The sequence below is a fragment of the Streptomyces sp. S3(2020) genome (assembly GCF_013044505.1).
GTDB lineage: Bacteria > Actinomycetota > Actinomycetes > Streptomycetales > Streptomycetaceae > Streptomyces.
The window spans coordinates 1-19,175 of sequence record NZ_JABERD010000040.1 but is presented as its reverse complement, the minus strand read 5'-3'; the positions used below and the strand labels follow the sequence as shown (position 1 = coordinate 19,175).

Genomic DNA, 19,175 nt, shown 5'->3' with positions numbered 1-19,175 from the left:
CTCACCTCACTCCTTTCTTGGGCCGGGCGGCCCCCGCGGTCAGGTGGGGGGCCGCCCGGAGTGCCTACTTGGTGGCGTAGAAGGCCAGCGGGCTCGCGAAGGGCGCTCCGGCGCTGACCTTCACCCCACCGGTGCCGGGACGGACGTAGTAGTTGACCGGGGTGAAGGCGACCGGGGCGAACCAGGCGTTCTTCACCAGGTACTCCTGCATCTGCCGGTCGAGGTCGGCCCGCTCGGTCGGGTCGGCGGCGGCCGCCTTGTCGAAGAGCTCGGTGAGCTCCGGCGAGGTGCTGCCGAAGCCGTTGAAGACCTTGGAGCCCGGCATGAACAGGTCCAGGCCCTCCAGGTACATGGGCTCCTCGGTGAAGCCGCCCGAGACCGCCGGGTACTTCTTGTTGGTCTGGTTCTCGACGAAGGAGGTGATGCTGGTGACCGCGGTGACCTTGACCTTGATGCCGACCTTGGACAGCTGGCCGGCGATCGCCTGAGCCATGGTGTCGAAGCCGACGAACGTGGCAGCCAGCACCGGGAGTTCGAAGCCGTCGGCGTAACCGGCCTCCTTCAGCAGCTCCTTGGCCTTCGCCGGATCGTAGGGGTAGTAGTCGGCCATGGCCTCGGAGTAGCCGTCGCCGCCCTTGATCACGGTCTGGGTCGTCGGGGTGCCGGCGGAGCCGAGGAGCGCCTCGGTCACCGCCTCCCGGTCGATGGCGTAGTTGATCGCCTGCCGTACCCGGACGTCACCGAGCGGCTCGGACACCTCGCCCTCGCGGTCGATGAGGCTCAGTCCCTGAAGGATCACCGGGAGGCCGACGGTGGACATGCCAGCCGACTTGGCGGAGGCGGCGGAGGTGTAGTCGCCCTTGTAGACGTCGATCTGACCGGTCTTCATGGCGTTGACCGCGGTCTGGCCGTTCTGGACGATCCGGATCACGATCTTCTTGTAGTGCTGCTTGGACTTGTCGTAGTAGTTCGGGTTGGCGGAGTAGGTGTAGTGGTCGCCCGCGACGCTGTCGGAGGGCTCGTAGACATAGGGGCCGGCGCCCTGGCTGGTCCTGGTCGGCGTCAGGTTCGCCGCGTCGGCCAGGCCCTTGGGGCTGATGATCTGGCCGATGCCGTAGGACTGGGTCAGCAGGGTGGGCAGGATCGGGTTGGGCTTGGCCAGCTTGATCGTCAGCGTCAGATCGCCGGTGGCCGTGATGGTCGCGTCGGTGAGGTAGTGGGCCTGGTTGCCCTGGGCCTTCTTCGCGTACTCCAGGGAGGCCTTGACCGCCTCGGCGGTCACCGCGGTGCCGTCGGCGAACTCCACCCCGTCGCGCAGGGTGACCGACAGCTCGGTGTTGCCGGTACCGACGTACTTCCAGGACTTCGCCAGCGCCGGTTCGACCGTGCCCTCGGGGGAGAGGTAGAAGAGCGACTCGTAGGAGAGCATCGTGAAGTCGACGAAGCCGAGGTCGGCGGTGCCCGGGTTGAGGCCGGGAGGGGCCTGCTGCTCGGCGACGGTCAGGGTGTCGCCGGGCACCGCCTTGCCGGTGCTCTGGGCGTCGGTGGTCGTGTCGGTACCGCCGCCGCAGGCGGCCAGGGTGAGGGAGAGAGCGGCGCACAACGTGGCCAGGGCGGCGCGGTGCGTTCTCGTGGTGGGCCGGTGGGGTGTGCGGTCAAAGGTGCGCATGTCTTCTCCTTGCGCCACGGGAGTTCCGCCACGGCGGCGGAGACCGGAAGGGCGGGCAGCTGAGGGTGAGGGGGAACAACCGCGCGTGCCGGGCGCGGGGCGACGGTGGTCGCGGGACCCGGGTGGCACCCACGACGGGGTCCACCTGCGCATGTTCACGGGAGGGTGCGAGCCGCCCGGCGAGGGGCCGGGAGGGAGGGGCGGTCGCGTCGCTGGGGACCGCCGTGCGGGGACGGCCGGAGACGGGCCGTGTCGGGCCGGCGGTCTTCGGGGATGAGCGGCGACGAACCGGAGGTGCTCCCGCTGCTCGCGAGGATCAGGCTCAGATGCTGCGGGCTCGCCGGGGGCTGACCGGAGAACCAGGGCGTGGGTGTCTCGTGCCGCGGTGCGGAGGAGACGCGCTCGGCCCAGTGGTGTAACCCTGCTGAAACGAAGCTCTGCTGTCCAGCGTCCGTGCAAGGTGAATCGGGTGACAGGCGCGGAAGATAAGCGTGCGGATCATGGTGTGGCGCGGGGGCCGGACCTTGCTGTAGGTGCCGGCCTCACCGGGTGGCCACCGCTGCCGCTCAGCCCAGCAGGCCGTGCAGCGCCTCCGCGGTCGTACGTGCGAGGCCGACCCGGCTCAGGAGGGCCTCGCGGGTCTCCAGGAAGGTGATCGTCGAGACGTTGACCGCGCCGATGGCCGTGCCCTTGGAGTCGCGGACCGGTACGGCGAGGCAGCGTACGCCGAGTTCGTTCTCCTCGTCGTCCAGTGCGAAACCCTGTGCGCGGACCTGGGCGAGTTCCGTGCGGAGTTCGGCGAGACCGGTGAGGGAGTTGTCCGTGCGGGGCGGCAGGCCCAGCCGGTCCACCAGGGCGGAGAGTTCCCCGTCGTCGAGGCCGGCCAGGACGCACTTGCCGATCGCGGTGGTGTGCAGCGGCAGTTGCATGCCCACCCGGGAGGAGTCCTGCACCGGGTTCGGGCCCGACACCTTGACCAGCAGGGTGATCACATCGCCGGTGCGCACGCCCATGTGCACGGTGTGCCCGATCCTGCGGCCCAGCACCTCCAGCTCGGCGCGCATCACCTGGTCCTCCTCGCAGCCCTGGGTGATCCGGGCGGCGAGGGCCCGGACCCGGGGTCCTGGGCCGTAGCCGCCGGAGCCGTCCGCGGCGAGGAAACCGGTGGTCACCAGGTTCTGGAGGATGCGGTGCGCGCTGGCCTTGGGTACTCCCGCGGCCGCCGCGACATCGCCGAGCCGGTGCGGATAACCGGGCGCCGAAGCCGCCTCCAGCAGATTGAGGGCCTTGTCGGTGGCGTTGCCCGCGAGGGAACTGCGCCCTCCGCGGCTTGCGGTCTGAGAGTCCTCTGAAGTTTCGATCCCGGGCATTGACAGGCTCCCGTCGCAGGGTTTCACTGATGAACGTTCCACTAGAAGATACGCCATTTCACGTAATGGAACGCCCGGGTGGTGGGTCGGAGGGCTGCCGCACCCACCTCGGAGACCCGGGTCCGCACCACGACAACTCATCTCCGAGAGGACGACCCCGTGGCCGAGAAGGTTCACAAGGTACGCACGACGCTTGAGCAGATGGCAGAGATCGAACAGCAGTGGATCGACGAGGTCCGTGAGGACCAGGAACTCACCACCTTCGGTCTCTACCCGCAGCCCTCGCGCGGCAGCGCGGACGCCCAGGGTAACTACCAGCTCTACCTGCCGCCCCGGTACGAGAGCGAGCCGGAACGACGGTTCCCTGTCATCTACTGGCTGCACGGCGGATTCGGCAACGCCCGCCAGGGTTCGGAAATGGTTGCGCGGATCGACAAGGCCATCCGGAACGAGGTGATCCCGCCGACGATCGTCGTCGTGCCGCAGATCCTCCCGATCGGCTGGTACGTCGACTCCAAGGACGGCGCCCGCCCGCTGGCCCAGATCACCGCCTTCGACCTCGTCCGGCACATGGACGACACCTACCGGACGATCCCCGAGGCCACGGCCCGCACCGTCGAGGGCTTCTCCATGGGCGGCTTCGGCGCCCTGCACCTCGGCCTGAAGTACCCGAAGATCTTCGGGAAGGTCTCCGCGGTCGCCCCCGCGATCCTGCGCGACCTCAAGGACGAACCCGAGGACCGCGTCAACAACACCTACTTCGGCGACCAGGAGTACTACGACCTCTGCCACCCCTGGAGCCTGGTCCTCGCCAACGCCCCCGAACTGCGCCGCACCAGCCAGGTCCGGTTGCTCTCCGGCCGCCTCGACACCCGCCTGGCGCCCACCATCCGCGACCTGGACGCCCGCTTCACCGAACTCGACGTGGCGCACGACTTCTTCGAGTTCCCGGACGCCGACCACGAGTACCCGGACATCATGGACGGCTACGGCGACAAGTACTACGCCTGGTGGCGCACCGTCTGACCGGCCGCCCACCCGTTCGACAGCGGCGGGTTGAGCACCCCGTCCGGGGTGTTCCCCGCACCCGAGCCACCGCATCGCCCCCTGCTCCCGCCCGCCCGGCCGATGGTTCACCGTCACCGGCCCGCCGGTGACGGCCGCCCGCGCCCCGGGGTGCCTCCCCTTTCACCCGTCTTCGGCCTCGGCATCGCGCCCGCGGCGATGGGTGGCCGCGCCCCGGGCGCGGGCCTTTCCCAGGGCACCCTCACCGCTCCCGTGGGAGCGACCGCGACTCGGCGACTCCCGCCCTTCGGCAACTCCCGCTTTCGGTAACTCCCTCCCCTTTTCGAAAGGCACCACGACCATGCGCCTGACCCCGCTTCCCAGCCTGACCCCCGAACAGACCGAACTCCTCGAAGCGATCGTCGGCCCCGGAGTCGAACCGCCCCCACCCTTCATCGCCTGGGCACACAACATGGAACTGGCCCCCTGGGTAGAACACCTCGGCCGTTATTGCCGCAATGAGTCCCGCTTCCCGCAGCGGCTCCGGGAGCTCAGCGTGCTGATCGCCGGCCGCCACTTCGACAGCCAGGCCGCCTGGAACGCCCATATCCAGCAGGCCCTGGAGGAAGGCATCCCGGCCGAGTGCCTGGACCGCCTCGCCCGCGGCGAGGACCCCGGCTTCGAGGCCGAGGACGAACGCGTCTTCCACGCCTTCGCGCACGAGATGCTCTACGACCACTTCGTCACGGACGAGACCTACGCCGAGGCCATCGGACTGTTCGGTGAGGAGGGTGTGCTGGACCTGATCGGCTGCATCGGCAGCTTCAGCATGTCCGCGATGATGCTCAACACCTTCCGCATCCCGCTCCGGCCGCACCTGCCCCGGCCCTTCGCCGACGTCGACGGATTCCGACGGGTCGCCGGGGGCGAGGCCTGATGCCGCGTTCCCCCCTTCAGCTGCTCGACGGACTCCTCGACGAGGAAGGCATGGAGAGCGCCGCGCACAGATTCGTCCTCGGCGGCCCTTTCGGAGCGGAGCCGGCCGAGACCACCGCCGAACGGCTCGCCCACTTCGCCGACGCCGGCGGGCTCCTCGTCGAGACCTCGCACAGCTACGCCGGCGGCAAGGCCGAGGCCGCCGTCGGCGACTGGCTGCGCCGGAACCCCGGCACGCTCGGTGTGGCCACCAAGGTCGGCCACGACACGACCGGCGGCGACATCCCGCTGAGCCGGGACACCGTGTTCGCGCACGTACGGTCCGCGCTGGAGAACCTCGGCGTCGACACCATCGACGTCCTCCTCTACCACTGCGACGACCCCGCCCGCCCGGTCGCCGACCTCGCGGACACTCTCGTCAGCCTCGTGCGGGCCGGACACGTCCGCCGGGTCGGGGTCTCCAACTGGCGGGCAGAGCGGCTGGCGGAACTCGCCACCGCACTCGGTGAGCGGGGCCACACCCCGGTCGCCAGCTACCAGTTCAGCCTCGCCGAACCCGACCCGGCGCTGCTGGAGGGCAGCCTGCACGCCGACAGCGCCGTCCTCGACGTCGTACGCGAACACCGGCTGCCCCTGATCGGCTGGTCCTCGCAGGCCCGCGGCCACTTCGCGCGCACCGGACCGAAAGCGCACCACGGCAAGCCCGACCCGTACGACACCGCGGACAACCGCGCCCGACGGCTCCGCTGCATCGAACTCGCCGGACAGCTCGGCTCCCGGCCCGAGACCGTCGCTCTGGCCTGGACCCTCCACCACCGCGGTGTCTGGCCGTCCATCGGAGCGAGGACGACCGCACAGATCGACAACTCGCTCCAGGCCCGCCGTCTCACGCTGACCGACGAGCAGGTCCGCCGGCTCCGTGACGGCCGGTGAGCCCCGACCGACCGGCCGGCACCGGACGCACCCCGCGACTCGGTCATCGCGTCCCGGCGAAGGTCGCCGTCTGCGTCGTGTTCGTCGCGGCGAACTTCATGGCGATCATGGACACCACCATCGTCAACGTCGCCCTCCCCGCCATCGGCCGCGACTTCGGCGTGGACACCTCCGGCCTCAGCTCCGTCAACGTCGGCTACCTCGTGGCCCTCGCGGTCTTCATCCCCGTCTCCGGCTGGCTCGGCAACCGCTTCGGCAGCCGACGCACCGCACTGACCGCGCTGCTGCTGTTCACCGTGGCCTCCGGCCTGTGCGCCACCGCCGACTCCCTCGAAGCGCTCACCGGATACCGCATCCTGCAAGGCGCCGGCGGCGGACTGCTCGCCCCCGTCGGGATGACGATGATGCTGCGCGCGTTCCCGGTGGCCGAGCGGCTGCGCGCACAGCAGTACGTCATGTGGCCGACCGCCGTCGCCCCCGCCCTCGGCCCCGTCCTGGGCGGCCGGCTCGTGGACACCGCCTCCTGGCACTGGGTCTTCCTGGTCAACCTGCCCGTCGGAATGCTCGCCCTGCTCTTCGGGCTGGGCGTGCTGCCCGACTTCCCCGGCCCGGGGGCGCCCCGTTTCGACGCGCTGGGGTTCGTCCTGGCCGGCGGCGGACTCGCGGCGGTCCTCTACGCCCTCACCGGGGCCCCGGACCGCGGCTGGGCGAGCGGCGGCACCCTCGTACCGCTGGCGGGCGGCATCGTGTTCCTCGCCCTGCTGGTTCCCTGGGAACTGCGCGCCGGACATCCCATGATCGATCTGCGGGTCGCCGAGGACCACCTCTTCCGTACGACCCAGCTGGTGCTGCTGCCCACCGGGGCCGCCTTCATGGGCGTCCTCTACCTGTACCCCCAGTTCCTCCAGAGCGACCTCGGCTACGACGCGTTCCACTCGGGCCTGGCGGCCTTCCCGGAGGCGCTCGGCATGCTGACCGCCTCCCAGCTCGTACCCCGCCTCCACGACCGGATCGGCCCACGCCGCCTGATGGTCGGCGGCGGTGCCGGAGCCGCGCTGATCATCGTCCTCCTGGCGATCCTCACCGCCACCCCGCACCCCCTCGCCCTCTACCCCTCGATGTACCTGCTCGGCCTCTGCGTCGGCCTGCTCTTCGCGAGCGCCCAGAACGCCGCCTTCGTCGCGATCCCGTCCTCCCGCACGGCCGACGCCACCACCCTCCTCAACATGCAGCGACAGACCGCCGGCGCCTTCGGAGTAGCCCTGGCCGGGACACTCGTGGCCTCCCTCACCTCACCGAACGCCGCCGACAGCGCCTTCGGCCACCGCATCGCCTACATCGCCCTGGCCACCCTGTGCCTGTGCGCCGCCCTCCTCGCCCTCCGCGTCAGCGACCGGCGGGTCCGGGAGGCCTACGCCGCCACCGAACCATGTCCCACCCACGACCGGGGTACTGGCGAACGCCCCGTCCTTCGCGGTGGGCCACGACGGTCAGCTTCGCCGTGACCGCGGGGCCGGAACCGTCCGTCCAAGGCGGGCCAGCGGGGACAGGGTCATCACCAGCGGGGACACCAGCATGCCCGCGGCCGTCACCCAGAGAGTCGTGCGCGACCCCCACTCCTCGGCGAGCAATCCGCCGAGCAGGGAACCGAGGGGGGACAGTCCCATGCCGACGAACGTGATCGTCGCGGCGGCGCGGCCTTGCATGCCGTCCGGAGTGACCGTCTGCCGGACGGCCATGACCGTCACGTTCACCAACTGGCTGCCGGCCCCGAACACGAAGTTGACCGCGAGGAGCGCGGGAACGGTCACCGCGGGGGAGCCGTGGAGCGCGGGTACGCACAAGAACACCCCGTCGCCGAGAGCCGCCCCGGCCACGAGTACCGGGCCGTACCCGAACCGGTTCGGCAGCCGCGCGGCCAGCAGGGAACCCAGGAGCGCGCCCGGCCCTGTCGCCGCGAGTGCGAGTCCGACGGCGGTGCCGGAGAGGTGCAGTTCCCGCGGCAGATAGAGGAGATAGACGGTCATGACGGCCGCGAAGGAGAACTGGAAGGCGGCCGAGGCCAGACAGACCGTCCGCAGGGCCGTATCGCCGACGACGAAACGCAGACCCTCGTGAATCCGCCGCCAGACCCGGGAGGGACGCCCCGGACGGTCCGGACGGTCCGGAATCGATTCGGTCCGGCGCAGTCGTCGGATCGACAGGAACGACAGCGCGAAGAACAGCGCGCTGGAGGCGGCGGCGATCGGCGCCGACAGCAGGGACACCAGCGCGCCGCCCAGGGCGGGACCGCCGATCTGCGCCGCGGACCGGCTGCCCTCAAGGGCACTGTTGCCGCGCACCAGTTGATCGCGACCCACCAGCCGTACGAGGCACGCCTGGTACGCCACGTCGAAGAACACCGACAGGGCCCCGACGGCGAAGGCGATCACGAACAGCGTGGGCAGGCCGAGCCAGCCGAAGAGGCCGGCCACGGCGGCGGCGCCCAGGGCAACGGCCCGGCCCGCGTCCGTCAGCACCATCACCGTGCGCGTGCGCCACCTGTCCACCCACGCGCCGACGAACAGCGAGAGCAACAGGACCGGCGCCTGCCCCACGGCACGCAGGACACCCAACTCGGTCGCACCGGCATCGAGCGCCAGGACGGCGAACAGCGGAAGCACCACCAGCCCGGTGTGCTCCCCGAGTTGGGAGGCCGTCTGCCCCACCCAGAGTCCGCGGAAATCACTGTCCCGCCACAGGCTCGACGCCACGGGAATCCCTCGGGTTGCCGACAACGAGGCCTGCCACCGGGCACCCGACAGGTGCGCAGCCGGTTCCGGTTCAGGCAGGAGAAGGCTCGCTGTGCCGCGACATCAAGGGCAGCACGCGATGACGGGCCGGTCACGGCCTACGACGTCAACGCACGCTCGGAAGACCGACCATCTCTTCTCAACTCCTCCTGGGCGACGGCGACTCGACTCGCCTGGACGACTCGCCGCGCGCAAACGCTATCCGCCGTCGGCCCGACGCGAAAGCCGATTTCGCCCGCCTCAGTTCCCTGATCCGTCGCCCGTCGGTGGGCAGGGGGCCCGGGGGAGTTCCACGGTGACGCGGATCCCGCCAGAGGAGCGCGCAGTGAGCGTGAGTGTCCCGTCGTGTGCCTGGGTGATCGTGTTGACGATGGCCAGGCCGAGGCCGACGCCTTCGTGGTCGGTACGGATGCGCTCGGTGCCGCGCTGGAACGGTGCGGTCAAGGTGGAAAGCAGCTGGGGGGTGAGCTTCTCGCCGGTGTTCTCGACAGTGAGCACCACGGTCTTGGGGCGGACGCCGGTGGTCACCCACACGGTGCCCTGTCCGGGCAGGTTGTGGACGATCGCGTTGTGCAAGAGGTTCATGGTCAGCTGGAGCAGCAGCGCGGGAGAGCCGTCGGCGGGGGCGATGTCGCCGGAGGTCTCGATGGTGACGCCGAGCTTCTCCGCCAGGGGCAGGAGTGTCTCGGTGGCCTCTTCCGCCAGGAGGGAGAGGTCGGCCTGTTCCCGGGTGAAGGACCGCTGGCCGGCACGGCTGAGCAGGAGCAGCGCTTCGGTGAGGTCGATCGCTCGGGTGTTGACGGTGTGGAGGCGCTCGATGATCTCGACGGTGTCCTGTGCCGGATCGCCACGGGCCACGTCGATGAGCGACTTCGAGATCGCGAGCGGGGTGCGCAACTCGTGCGAGGCGTTGGCCGCGAACCTCCGCTGTTCGGCGACGTGTTCTTCGAGGCGGGCGAGCATGGTGTCGAAGGCGTCGGCGAGTTCGCGGAACTCGTCGTTGCGGCCCGGCAGCCGGACCCGGTGGGAGAGCGATCCGGTCGAGGCCAGCCGGGTGGCGTCGGCGATCCGGGTCAGCGGGCCCAGCATCCGGCCGGCGAGGAGCCACCCGCCGACGAGACCGAACACCAGCAGGAACGCCAGCACGGCGAACGCCCTCGGAGCGAAGACGCCCAGAAGGACGGACCGGATGGGAAAGACGCCACCCGTGGGCCTGTCGTCGGGGTTGATGAGCATCGCGCGGTCGGGGACGTAGCGGAGGAGGAAGACCCATACCGCCGTGAGCAGCAGGGCGCCCGCGACCATGAGGAATCCGGCGTAGCTCAGGGTGAGTTTGAGGCGAACGCTCAGACCAGGTGCTCTATCCATGGTCTCGTCCCTCGTGTCCGGCCTGCGGTTGTGTGGCGATGCGGTAGCCGACGCCCGGCACGGTGGCGATGATCCAGGGCTCGCCGAGCCGCTTGCGCAGCGCGGAGACAGTGATGCGCACGGCGTTGGTGAACGGGTCGGCGTTCTCGTCCCACGCCCGTTCCAGGAGTTCCTCGGAGCTGACGACACCGCCCTCGGCGGCGACGAGGACTTCGAGCACCGCGAACTGCTTCCTGGTCAGCGCGACGTAACGGTCGTCGCGGTACACCTCGCGGCGGAACGCGTTGAGCCGTAGGCCCGCGATCTCCCGCACGGGAGGCCTGTTGTGGGCGCGTCTGCGGTCGAGTGCTCGGAGCCTCAGCGCGAGTTCCTGGAGCTCGAAGGGTTTCGTGAGGTAGTCGTCGGCGCCGAGTTCGAACCCGGAGGCCTTGTCGTCGAGACGGTGGGCCGCGGTGAGCATGAGGATGGGCATGCCGCTGCCGGAGGCGACGATGCGCTGGGCGATCTCGTCACCGGACGGGCCGGGGATGTCGCGGTCGAGGACGGCGATGTCGTAGGCGTTGACGCTCAGCAGTTCCAGAGCGGTGCCGCCGTCACCCGCGATGTCCGCCGCGATCGCCTCCAGACGCAGCCCGTCGCGGATGGCTTCGGCCAGATAGGGCTCGTCCTCGACAATCAGCACACGCATGCTCCGAGGCTACGAGGCGGCGCATATCGTCGGCATATCGAAAACCGCATACGTGCCGGCAACACCGTGCTGCCTTGACTGGCGGTATGACACGAACCCCATTACCCGCACGAACACCGACTCACCGGATGCGATGGCTCCTTGGTGTCGGCCTGTTCGTCGTCCTGGCGGGGATCATCGCGGCCCTCGGCCACCAGGTGGCGAGGTCCACGTCCGCCTCGCCCCGCCTACCTCCCTCGACCGCGTCACTCACGAGCCCGCATCGCGGTGAGCCCCGTGGCGGACTCGGCGAGGCCGGCGGTGCCGTCCCCGCCGGGGTCACGGTCTTCGACGACGAGCTTCCGGCCTTGACCGCCCTCGACCCGGATCTGCTCAAGGCCCTCCGTGAAGCCGCGACGGCTGCCGCGGACACCGGCGTGATGCTCTACGTCAACAGCGGCTGGCGTTCCCCGGAGTACCAGGAGCGGCTTCTTCGGGAGGCGGTCTCCGAGTACGGATCCGAAGAGGAGGCCGCCCGATGGGTGGCCACCCCGGCGACGTCTCCCCATGTGTCGGGGGACGCGGTCGACATCGGACGCTCCGATGCGACGGCGTGGCTGTCCGCGCACGGCGCCGAGTACGGGCTGTGCCAGATCTACGAGAACGAACCCTGGCACTACGAACTGCGCACCGAGGCGAAAGCCCGGGAATGCCCGCGCATGTATGCCGACCCCACCCAGGACCCCAGGATGCAGCAGTGACCAGCAGTGATCGAGGACAGACGGTGACGCAGCCTGATACGGCTGATACGACGGAGACCGGACAGGGCGGTGCGGGCAGGCCGGGGACCGACACCGCCACCCGGCCCGCGGGCATCCGCCGGGCGATCCGTGTCATCTCCCGGCCGGAACCGTGGAAGCGCGGCCCGGTGCTCGCGGCGCTGGCGCTGCTGCTGGGCCTGCTCATGCTGCTGCACGCGAAGATCCCGAACCGGATCGGGGGCCTCGGCAGCCTGACGGAGACCTTCCTGCCGTGGTTCGGCCTGTTCGTCCCGCCGCTGCTGGCCACGGCGCTGTGGCGGCGCTCCGCCTCCGCGGTGGCCGCTCTGCTGCTGCCGGTCATGGTCTGGCTGAACCTCTTCGGCGGGCTGCTCGGCGACAAGTCCCACGCGGGCGGTGACCTCACCGTGGCGAGCCACAACGTCGGCGCCGACAACCGCGATCCGGCCGGCACCGCCCGTGACCTGGCCGCCTCCGGTGCGGACGTGCTGGCGCTGGAGGAGCTGACCCCGGAGGCCCGGGGCACCTACGAGAAGGGTCTGGCGAAGACGTACCCGCATCACACGGTCCAGGGCACGGTCGGGCTGTGGAGCAAGCTGCCGCTGTCGGACACCCGGCCGGTCGACACCGAGATGGACGCCGGGCCACTGGGCGACACCAAGCCGGCCGCCGTCAAGATGACCTACAACCGGGCCCTGCGTACCACGGTCGCCACGGACAAAGGTCCCCTCGCCGTGTACGTCGCCCACCTGGGGTCCGTACGGGTGACTCCCAGGACGGGCTTCTGGACGGACTCGCGGGACAGGAACGCGCGGGCGCTCGCCAAGGCCGTCGCCGCCGAGCGGAACGACCGGGTGGTACTGCTCGGCGACCTGAACGGCACCATGGACGACCGCGCGCTCGCCGGCGTCACCTCCCGGCTGGACTCGGTGCAGGACACGGCCGGGGACGGATTCGGCTTCACCTGGCCGGCGACGTTCCCGGTGGCACGGATCGACCAGATCCTGGTCCGGGGGGTGCGGCCGGTCAGCTCGTGGGTGTTGCCGGCCACCGGCAGCGACCATCTGCCGGTGGCGGCCGGGATCAGCTGGTGAACGCCGCGACAGAGGTCCGGTCGTGCGCCGAGGCGGACCGCCACAGGGCGGTGGCGAGCCAGACCAGGACGATGCCGACGACGATGTGCAGTGCGCTCGTGAGCACCGAGTCGGGCAGCGCGATCAGGAAGGCGAACAGGGGCAGTGCGACGGCGTACCCCCACGCCGGAACCTTCGGCAGCATGCGGGCGCGGATCGTCGCCGCCCCGAACAGGGCGCAGCCCACGGCGAAGACGACGGCCGAGGCGAGGAGCGCGGGAATGGTGGGGCCCGTGAGTTCCGCTTCGATGACGTCGTCGTCGAAGTAGAAGAGCACCAGGTTCGAGGCGAACGCGGCCCCGCCGAACAGGCCGAGGCCGATGAGGTTGACGAGGTAGGCGGTTTCCCCGAAGCGGCCGGTGGCAGGGCTCTGCCAGTGGTGGAGCGCGGTGAGGAACGGCAGGGCGAACGCGGGGGAGAGGGCCAGGAGGAGGCTGGTCACGGCCGTTTCGCCGGTGAAGGCCTCGACGGCGGCGGGCAGTGCGATGAGCAGGCCGGACAGCACCCCGCAGAGGGCGCCGAGGCGGGTGAGCCGGGCAGGGGCGGACGCGGTACTCGACGGTGAGGCCATGAGAGCCAACTCCGGTTCGTCGAAGGGCAGGTCAGGACGGAACCGTAGAAACGGAGCAGTCGGTCGGGGCAGATGCCGGGCGGCGACAACCGGGCGGGAGGTCACCGGCGTGCGGGGCCGGTGGAGTGCCGTTCGGCATGTGCTGTTCGGCATGTGTCGTTCGGCCACACCTCGTGGGTCCCGGCCGGAGCTCTCCCGTCGGTGTCGCCTGGCACGGGCGTGCGGCCTAGCCTGGGCGGTGGCTTCGGGGGTGGGGGGTGTGCATGTCGGCGTATGTGCCCGTGCCGTGGGTGTCACCGCTGCTGTACGGCGCGGTCCTCCTCGGCGGCGTCTACTACCTGGCGGCCGACCTGGGCGCCGGCTCCGGGCTGTTGTCCTGGCGTACGGCCGGCTTCGTCGCCGGGCTCGCCGCCCTGTGCGCTCTGGACGTGGCGGGGCGCCGCCGGAACCTGTCCCCGGTGCCGACGCTGCTCGTGCGGTGCGTACTGACGGGTGCCGTGGTCGCCCTGGACACCTCGGAACTGTCCCAAGTGCTGTTCGTGCTCCTGCCGTTCACCGCCTACTTCGCGTTCGGCCGCACGACGGCGCTCGTCCTGGGGGCGCTGTGTCTGGCCGGACTGCTCACCGGCTTCGTCCTGACCGCCCCCGCCTGGTATCGCGACATGGAGTACGTGTCCGACCTGCTGATGGTCGCCGTCGGCCTGGTGCTGGCGATCTCGATGGCCGCCGTCGCCGTCGGCGAACAACGGGCCCGGCGGGAACTGCAGGAGTACGCCGCGCGGGTCGCGGAGCTGTCCGCGGCGACCGAACGCAACCGGCTGGCCCGCGACATCCATGACAGCCTCGGCCACCATCTCACCGCGATTTCCGTGCAGTTGGAGATCGCGTCCGAGTTCCGCGCCCTGGACCCGGACGCGGCCGGACGGGCGATGACCGAGGCCAGACAGTCGGTCAAGCTGGCGCTCGGCGACGTACGGCAGTCGGTACGGGCGCTGCGCGACGACGCACCGCGCCCGTCGCTGTCGGCCGCGCTCGCGGGATGGGCGCGCGACGACGGTGCGGGGCCTTGCGTCAGCGTGCAGGTGACAGGCGACGAGGACGGCTACGGCACGGCCGCGCTGACCGCCTTGTACCGGGCCGCGCAGGAGGGGCTGACCAACGCGCTGCGCCACGCGCGGGCTTCGCGGGTGTCCGTGGCGGTCCGGCTCACCGAGGACACCGCACGCCTGGCCGTGACCGACGACGGCTGCGGCTTCACACCGGACCGGGCGGCCGGCGGATTCGGCCTGACCGGCATGCGTGAACGGGTGCACCTGGTGGCGGGAAGCGTCGACATCGACAGCAGGCCGGGCGAAGGCACACGACTCACGGTCGTCGTCCCGCGGCGGGAAGGCGAGCGGTGAGCCAGGAGCCGACGGCGGTCCGGGTGCTGGTGGTGGACGATCAGCAGCTGATCCGGGACGGCATCGCCGCACTGCTCTCGATCCGGCCCGGCATCACCGTCGTCGGTACGGCGGTCAACGGGCGGGAAGCCGTGGAGAAGGCCGTGGAACTGGCACCCGACGTCGTGCTGATGGACGTACGGATGCCGGAACTCGACGGCGTCGAGGCCGTCGCCGTGCTGCGCGGCCGGGCACCGGAGTGCCGCGTCGTGATGCTGACGACGTTCGACGACGAGGAGTACGTCGTCCAGGCGCTGCGCGCGGGCGCCAGCGGCTATCTGCTCAAGGACCTGCCGGCCGAGGAACTCGCGCACGCGATCCGCCTGGCGCACTCCGGAGTCACCCAACTCGACTCCTCGGTGGCCGCCCGGCTCGCCGCCGCGCTGCCCCACCCCGCTCCCGAGCCGTCCGCCGCCGCTCCCGGCCTCAGCCCGCGCGAGATCGACATCCTGCGGCTCGTGGCGCGCGGCCGCACCAACCGGGAGATCGCCGCGCAGCTGTACCTCAGCGAAGGCACCGTCAAGAACCACGTCTCCCGCATCCTCAGCCGGCTCGCCCTGCGCGACCGTACGCAGGCGGCACTGCGCGCCCGCGACCTCGGTCTGCTGTGAGACCACGGTTGTCTGGCGGCTGTCCGGCCATGGACGAACGCGCATACCGCATCGGCATCCGAGTTCGCTTACCGCTACAGCGGTCGCACGTAGCCGGTCCAGGTGTGCAGGGTGCGGAACCCGCACCGCTCGTAGAGGCTCAGCGCACCGTTGGCGTCGGCGCTGTCCACGTTCAGACCGGCTCTGCGATAGCCCTGCTCCTGACCGGCCCGCAGACAGCTGGTGAGCAGTGCGGTGGCCACGCCGCTGCCACGCCAGGCGGGACGGGTACCGAGCCGGTCGATCCAGCACTCGCGGACGCCGGTCATCGCGGTCTCGGCGTCGTACTCGTGGCTGAGGAGATACCCGGCGACCTCGTCCCCGTCCAGCGCCAGGAACGACACGTCGGGCCGGAACGACCGGGCGCCGGTGGCGCCGTGACGCCACCGGTCCGCCGTGGCCGGGGTGTGACCCCAGTTCTCGCGGAACGCTTCGTTGTGCGCCGACCGGGTCGCGTCGTCGTACGCGGCGGTGAAGGGTACGACGCGCAGCCCGCCCGCCGGGGCCGGCACCGGAATCCCGTCGCCGTCCAGCGGCCGACGCATGTCGAAGAACCAGCGTCGCGCCTGGAACCCGGCTCCCTCGTACAGGTCGCGCTTGGCGGTGTTCGGTGCGTGGATCTGGATGTGCGCCTCGCCCGGCAGGTCAGGAAACCGCTCGTGATGCAGCTGCGCGGCCCGGGTCACCTGCCACTTCACCAGGTCGGTGCCCACGCCTTGGCCGCGGGCGTCGGGTCGCACCGCCCCTTCGACGTACACGAGGTGTACGTCGGTCGCGTCCGGCAAGCCCGTCGCCCTGGCGTAACCGATCAGCTCGCCACCGGACCACACCCCCACCGAGTCGTGGGGCAACTCGACGTGTGGGTCGCCCAGTTCATCGGCGAGGTCCTCGGCGTCGTAGTGCTCGTCGGTGCCGTCGGTCGCCTCCACCGCGGCGAACAACTCGGCCAGGGCCGGGGTGTCTTCGAGCGTGAGTGGCCTACGGGTCGGCGTCGCATGCATGGGCGGCACGATAGGTGTCACCGAGTCCGTACGCACCTCGGTTTCCGGGCGACCGACTTCGAGGAGGTCACGGCGACTCGGCGCGGACCTGGCGTGTGGTGATGACCGCCCTCTGCATGCGCTAAGCTTGATCACGAGCTGGTCGCCACAACTTCGGTTGTCCGGCAGTGCGTTGGTCGTCTAAGGAAAGACGCCCCGCTTCCTGCGGGGAAATGCAGGTGCAAGGCCTGCCCGGCGCTCAACCCGGGGCCTGTCCGCAAACGCGGACAGGCCCCGCACCATTTCCGGCTCGCCCCGGACACCGACGGGCCGGCGCGCCCGTCAGTGCGGAGGCGCAGGCATCGAGCCCGGCCGATGTCCCCGGTCGGGAAGATCGCGGATCCGTCGGACGGGCGGCATACTCTGAGCCCCGTCCGTACTGTCTGGGGGAGTCGTGACAAGCAGGTTCACCGAGTTGGCCGTCGACTGCCGTGACCCGGAGAGGCTCGCCGCCTTCTGGTGCGAGGTTCTGGACTTCAAGGTGATCGACCGGAGCGAGGCCAAGGTCGAGATCGGCTCCTGGGAGCCGACGGTCGAGGAGGTCCGGGCCCGACAGATGCCGCCCACTCTGCTGTTCGTTCAAGTGCCCGAGGGCAGGACGGTGAAGAACCGGCTTCACCTCGACGTCAGCCCGATCGACGGCAGTACCGAGGACGAGGTCACCAGATTGCTCGCCCTCGGCGCCACGAAGACGGATGTGGGCCAGGGACCGGACCGAAACTGGGTGGTCATGGCCGACCCCGAGGGCAACGAGTTCTGCGTCCTGCGGACCCTGGCACCGCGGAACTAGGCCGTGGGCGGGCCCCCGTACCCCATCCCGTCCTGTCATATACCGCGCTTTTCACGGGGCCGAGAAGGCCTCGTTGACCTACGCCCGTGGCCAAACCTCCGGCCCCACGCCTGGCCGGGGGCTTCGATCCCTCGGTAGGTCAGCAGGCAAAGCGGCAACAGCACGGCGAAGAACGCGACTTCGAGCAGGAGACTGTCCTGCCGCCGTCGGCCGGCCGTGCCGTCGATCACCGCGAGCAGCACCGGATGCACCAGATAGACCGAGTAGCTGATCGTTCCCAGCCCGGTCAGCGACCGCGGTATGCGTCGGCGGCGCGACAACAGTCCGGCGCCGAAGGTGAGCACAGCCATCAGGAACGCGATGATCCAGCCGCGCCGTGCGAAGTGGTCACCGTCGCCGTACCAGTACGCGCTCCCCACGGCACAGGCGACCACGCCGACAGCCGTGCAGGCCGCACGGAGCCAGGTGCTCTGACCGTTCTCGGCACGGTGGACGGCGGTACCGAGGAACATCACGGCGAGGATCACCAGGCCCTCCCACAGCGGGACCGTGCCGTTGAACAGGACCAGGACGAGCGCCAGCACTCCGCCCAGGACGCCCCCGAACCCCCGGAGCACGGGCGACCCGGCGCTCGCACAGCCGATGGCGACGGCCATGGCGATCGAGGCGAACGCGATCAGCGGACCGGTGCCGACCAGCCCGGACAGGGCAGAGGCCGGCAGCACCACCCCTGCTGTCACACCGGCAGCGGCGAGTGCCGCGAGGACGACCGCGACCTCCGCGGACTGTTGGTGAAGACGGACCGTGAAGAGGGCGACGACCAGCAGGTAGAAGGCCATCTCGTAGGAGAGCGTCCACAGGACCAGCAGGAGACCGGGTGTCCCCAGTAACTCCTGGAGCATGGTGGCGTGGGCGACGATCACGGTTGCGGCGCTCTGCCGGTCGAAGTCGCGGATCTCCGCGAGACCAAGGAGGTCGGCGGCGACGAGCATGGTGACGGCGGCCGCCGCCAGCGGGTACACGCGGAAGATCCGCCCGATCCAGAACGTCCTGACGCAGCCCCGGCGTTCCAGCGAAGCGGGCACGATGTAGCCGCTCACCAGGAAGAACACCATGATGGCGTAGCGGCTCGTGTTGAACTGCGGCATCAACTCCCGCCGGAAGTCGCCCATGAAGGTGTACGAGGAGTGGTCGAACACCACGACGAGTGCGGCGATGCCCCGCAACGCGTCCAACCAACCCAACCGCGATCGTGAACCCACGCGAAGCGAAGGCGTCGAGGCAGCGGAGAGGGGTCGGGATTCCCTGCGTGGGCGAGGTCGTCTTCGATGAGGTGCTCGATGGGCTTGTCCTGAAGGGGTCTGCACGGCACCGAGTCCAGCGGCCGGAGCATTGTTCGGCAGTACCGTTCTGGGGGCCGAACAATGAGGCGGGGCGCGCGAGTCGTCGGGTGTCGTCGAGGTGCGTGGGGCGGCCGCCCGTCGTGGTGCGGGGGCGGCTGAAGGGGGTGACGGGGTGGCGGGGCGTCGTGAGGTGCCGTTGGATCCGGCGGCGGGTCCGGTGCAGCGGTTCGCGTTCGAGTTACGCGAGCTGAGGGCGGAGGCGGACGGGATCACCTACCGGTCGCTGGCGCAGCGGGCGGGCTACTCGGTGACCACGCTGTCGCAGGCGGCGGCGGGCGAGCAGTTGCCGACGCTGGCGGTGGCCCTGGCCTATGCGGGGGCGTGCGGGGGAGACCTGGCGCGATGGGAGGCCCGGTGGAAGGAGGCGGTGGAGGAGGCGGCCGGTGACGGCCACGGGGACGACGACGGATCACTCACGCCGTACCGAGGCCTGACCCGGTTCGAGACCGGGGACAGCGGCCTGTTCTTCGGCCGGGACCGACTCACCGCCGACCTGGTCGAGTTGCTGCGCGGCCGACGGTTCGCCGCGGTCTTCGGCCCCTCCGGCAGCGGCAAGTCCTCCCTGCTGCGGGCCGGCCTCGTACCCGCGCTCCGGAGCACCCAGGAGCCTGTCTCTTATACAACTCT

18 protein-coding genes are annotated in these 19,175 nt (G+C 70.5%); 10 read left to right on the top strand and 8 right to left on the bottom strand.

Annotation, left to right across the window (positions count from 1 at the left end):
• Positions 1–64: 64 nt before the first annotated feature.
• On the bottom strand, positions 65–1,669 hold the full coding sequence (locus tag HLK59_RS15710) for an ABC transporter substrate-binding protein (protein WP_171142038.1): 1,605 nt from the start codon (positions 1,667–1,669) through the stop codon (positions 65–67).
• A 566-nt stretch (positions 1,670–2,235) separates the two neighbouring features.
• Positions 2,236–3,039, bottom strand: coding sequence for an IclR family transcriptional regulator (locus HLK59_RS15705; protein ID WP_171142037.1), 804 nt, complete (start codon positions 3,037–3,039; stop codon positions 2,236–2,238).
• A gap of 201 nt (positions 3,040–3,240) precedes the next feature.
• Between HLK59_RS15705 and HLK59_RS15700 the strand changes: the two genes are divergently transcribed.
• From HLK59_RS15700 to HLK59_RS15685, 4 genes are all read left to right on the top strand, one after another.
• Entirely contained in the window at positions 3,241–4,065 is an 825-nt protein-coding gene (locus HLK59_RS15700; RefSeq protein ID WP_171142036.1) for an alpha/beta hydrolase-fold protein, read from the top strand.
• Positions 4,066–4,405: 340 nt separating this feature from the next.
• Positions 4,406–4,981: a carboxymuconolactone decarboxylase family protein gene (locus HLK59_RS15695; RefSeq protein WP_171142035.1), complete on the top strand. Its 576-nt coding sequence runs from the start codon at positions 4,406–4,408 to the stop codon at positions 4,979–4,981.
• On the top strand, positions 4,981–5,913 hold the full coding sequence (locus HLK59_RS15690) for an aldo/keto reductase (RefSeq protein ID WP_171142034.1): 933 nt from the start codon (positions 4,981–4,983) through the stop codon (positions 5,911–5,913). Before HLK59_RS15695 ends, HLK59_RS15690 begins: the two co-directional genes overlap by 1 nt.
• Complete coding sequence (locus HLK59_RS15685; protein ID WP_171142033.1) at positions 5,910–7,418, top strand: MDR family MFS transporter; 1,509 nt, start codon at positions 5,910–5,912, stop codon at positions 7,416–7,418. Before HLK59_RS15690 ends, HLK59_RS15685 begins: the two co-directional genes overlap by 4 nt.
• On the opposite strand, the gene HLK59_RS15680 is transcribed toward HLK59_RS15685, so the two are convergent.
• From HLK59_RS15680 to HLK59_RS15670, 3 genes are all read right to left on the bottom strand, one after another.
• On the bottom strand, positions 7,404–8,666 hold the full coding sequence (locus HLK59_RS15680) for an MFS transporter (RefSeq protein WP_346779736.1): 1,263 nt from the start codon (positions 8,664–8,666) through the stop codon (positions 7,404–7,406). The genes HLK59_RS15685 and HLK59_RS15680 overlap by 15 nt on opposite strands.
• A 279-nt stretch (positions 8,667–8,945) precedes the next feature.
• Positions 8,946–10,073 (bottom strand): HAMP domain-containing sensor histidine kinase, encoded by a 1,128-nt coding sequence (locus tag HLK59_RS15675; RefSeq protein ID WP_171142032.1) that lies wholly within the window; start codon positions 10,071–10,073, stop codon positions 8,946–8,948.
• A complete protein-coding gene (locus tag HLK59_RS15670; protein WP_171142031.1) occupies positions 10,066–10,761 on the bottom strand; it encodes a response regulator transcription factor in 696 nt (231 codons plus the stop codon). Before HLK59_RS15670 ends, HLK59_RS15675 begins: the two co-directional genes overlap by 8 nt.
• A 128-nt stretch (positions 10,762–10,889) precedes the next feature.
• Here HLK59_RS15670 and HLK59_RS15665 point away from each other — a divergent pair, with 128 nt between their 5' ends.
• Both HLK59_RS15665 and HLK59_RS15660 read left to right on the top strand, forming a co-directional pair.
• Positions 10,890–11,501 (top strand): M15 family metallopeptidase, encoded by a 612-nt coding sequence (locus HLK59_RS15665; RefSeq protein WP_240982430.1) that lies wholly within the window; start codon positions 10,890–10,892, stop codon positions 11,499–11,501.
• Positions 11,498–12,613, top strand: coding sequence for an endonuclease/exonuclease/phosphatase family protein (locus HLK59_RS15660; protein ID WP_346779735.1), 1,116 nt, complete (start codon positions 11,498–11,500; stop codon positions 12,611–12,613). The genes HLK59_RS15665 and HLK59_RS15660 overlap by 4 nt, the downstream gene beginning before the upstream one ends.
• On the opposite strand, the gene HLK59_RS15655 is transcribed toward HLK59_RS15660, so the two are convergent.
• Positions 12,603–13,223 (bottom strand): hypothetical protein, encoded by a 621-nt coding sequence (locus tag HLK59_RS15655; protein WP_171142028.1) that lies wholly within the window; start codon positions 13,221–13,223, stop codon positions 12,603–12,605. The genes HLK59_RS15660 and HLK59_RS15655 overlap by 11 nt on opposite strands.
• Positions 13,224–13,486: 263 nt before the next feature.
• On the opposite strand from HLK59_RS15655, the gene HLK59_RS15650 reads away from it, so the two are divergent.
• Together HLK59_RS15650 and HLK59_RS15645 are read left to right on the top strand one after the other, a co-directional pair.
• Positions 13,487–14,626, top strand: a complete 1,140-nt coding sequence (locus tag HLK59_RS15650; RefSeq protein ID WP_171142027.1) for a sensor histidine kinase — start codon at positions 13,487–13,489, stop codon at positions 14,624–14,626.
• Positions 14,623–15,276, top strand: a complete 654-nt coding sequence (locus tag HLK59_RS15645; protein ID WP_171142026.1) for a response regulator transcription factor — start codon at positions 14,623–14,625, stop codon at positions 15,274–15,276. Before HLK59_RS15650 ends, HLK59_RS15645 begins: the two co-directional genes overlap by 4 nt.
• 74 nt (positions 15,277–15,350) lie before the next feature.
• Here the strand turns inward: HLK59_RS15645 and HLK59_RS15640 are convergent, their stop codons facing one another.
• Entirely contained in the window at positions 15,351–16,316 is a 966-nt protein-coding gene (locus HLK59_RS15640; protein ID WP_171142025.1) for a GNAT family N-acetyltransferase, read from the bottom strand.
• Between the two features lie 433 nt (positions 16,317–16,749).
• Between HLK59_RS15640 and HLK59_RS15635 the strand changes: the two genes are divergently transcribed.
• Positions 16,750–17,145 carry a VOC family protein gene (locus HLK59_RS15635; protein ID WP_171142024.1) on the top strand — a complete coding sequence of 132 codons (396 nt, stop codon included), beginning with the start codon at positions 16,750–16,752 and terminating at the stop codon, positions 17,143–17,145.
• Positions 17,146–17,180: 35 nt separating this feature from the next.
• Here the strand turns inward: HLK59_RS15635 and HLK59_RS15630 are convergent, their stop codons facing one another.
• Positions 17,181–18,389: an acyltransferase gene (locus HLK59_RS15630; protein ID WP_277349485.1), complete on the bottom strand. Its 1,209-nt coding sequence runs from the start codon at positions 18,387–18,389 to the stop codon at positions 17,181–17,183.
• Positions 18,390–18,660: 271 nt separating this feature from the next.
• On the opposite strand from HLK59_RS15630, the gene HLK59_RS15625 reads away from it, so the two are divergent.
• Positions 18,661–19,175, top strand: a 515-nt coding sequence (locus HLK59_RS15625) for a helix-turn-helix domain-containing protein (protein WP_171142023.1), incomplete at its 3' end; no start/stop codon positions are given.

Bases quoted from the DNA above. Each gene is read 5' to 3' on its own strand.
- HLK59_RS15640 (WP_171142025.1), bottom strand. From the start codon at position 16,316: ATGCATGCGACGCCGACCCGTAGGCCACTCACGCTCGAAGACACCCCG.
- HLK59_RS15650 (WP_171142027.1), top strand. From the start codon at position 13,487: ATGTCGGCGTATGTGCCCGTGCCGTGGGTGTCACCGCTGCTGTACGGC.
- HLK59_RS15670 (WP_171142031.1), bottom strand. From the start codon at position 10,761: ATGCGTGTGCTGATTGTCGAGGACGAGCCCTATCTGGCCGAAGCCATC.
- HLK59_RS15705 (WP_171142037.1), bottom strand. From the start codon at position 3,039: ATGCCCGGGATCGAAACTTCAGAGGACTCTCAGACCGCAAGCCGCGGA.
- HLK59_RS15675 (WP_171142032.1), bottom strand. From the start codon at position 10,073: ATGGATAGAGCACCTGGTCTGAGCGTTCGCCTCAAACTCACCCTGAGC.
- HLK59_RS15700 (WP_171142036.1), top strand. From the start codon at position 3,241: ATGGCAGAGATCGAACAGCAGTGGATCGACGAGGTCCGTGAGGACCAG.
- HLK59_RS15690 (WP_171142034.1), top strand. From the start codon at position 4,981: ATGCCGCGTTCCCCCCTTCAGCTGCTCGACGGACTCCTCGACGAGGAA.
- HLK59_RS15695 (WP_171142035.1), top strand. From the start codon at position 4,406: ATGCGCCTGACCCCGCTTCCCAGCCTGACCCCCGAACAGACCGAACTC.
- HLK59_RS15710 (WP_171142038.1), bottom strand. From the start codon at position 1,669: ATGCGCACCTTTGACCGCACACCCCACCGGCCCACCACGAGAACGCAC.
- HLK59_RS15665 (WP_240982430.1), top strand. From the start codon at position 10,890: ATGCGATGGCTCCTTGGTGTCGGCCTGTTCGTCGTCCTGGCGGGGATC.
- HLK59_RS15655 (WP_171142028.1), bottom strand. From the start codon at position 13,223: ATGGCCTCACCGTCGAGTACCGCGTCCGCCCCTGCCCGGCTCACCCGC.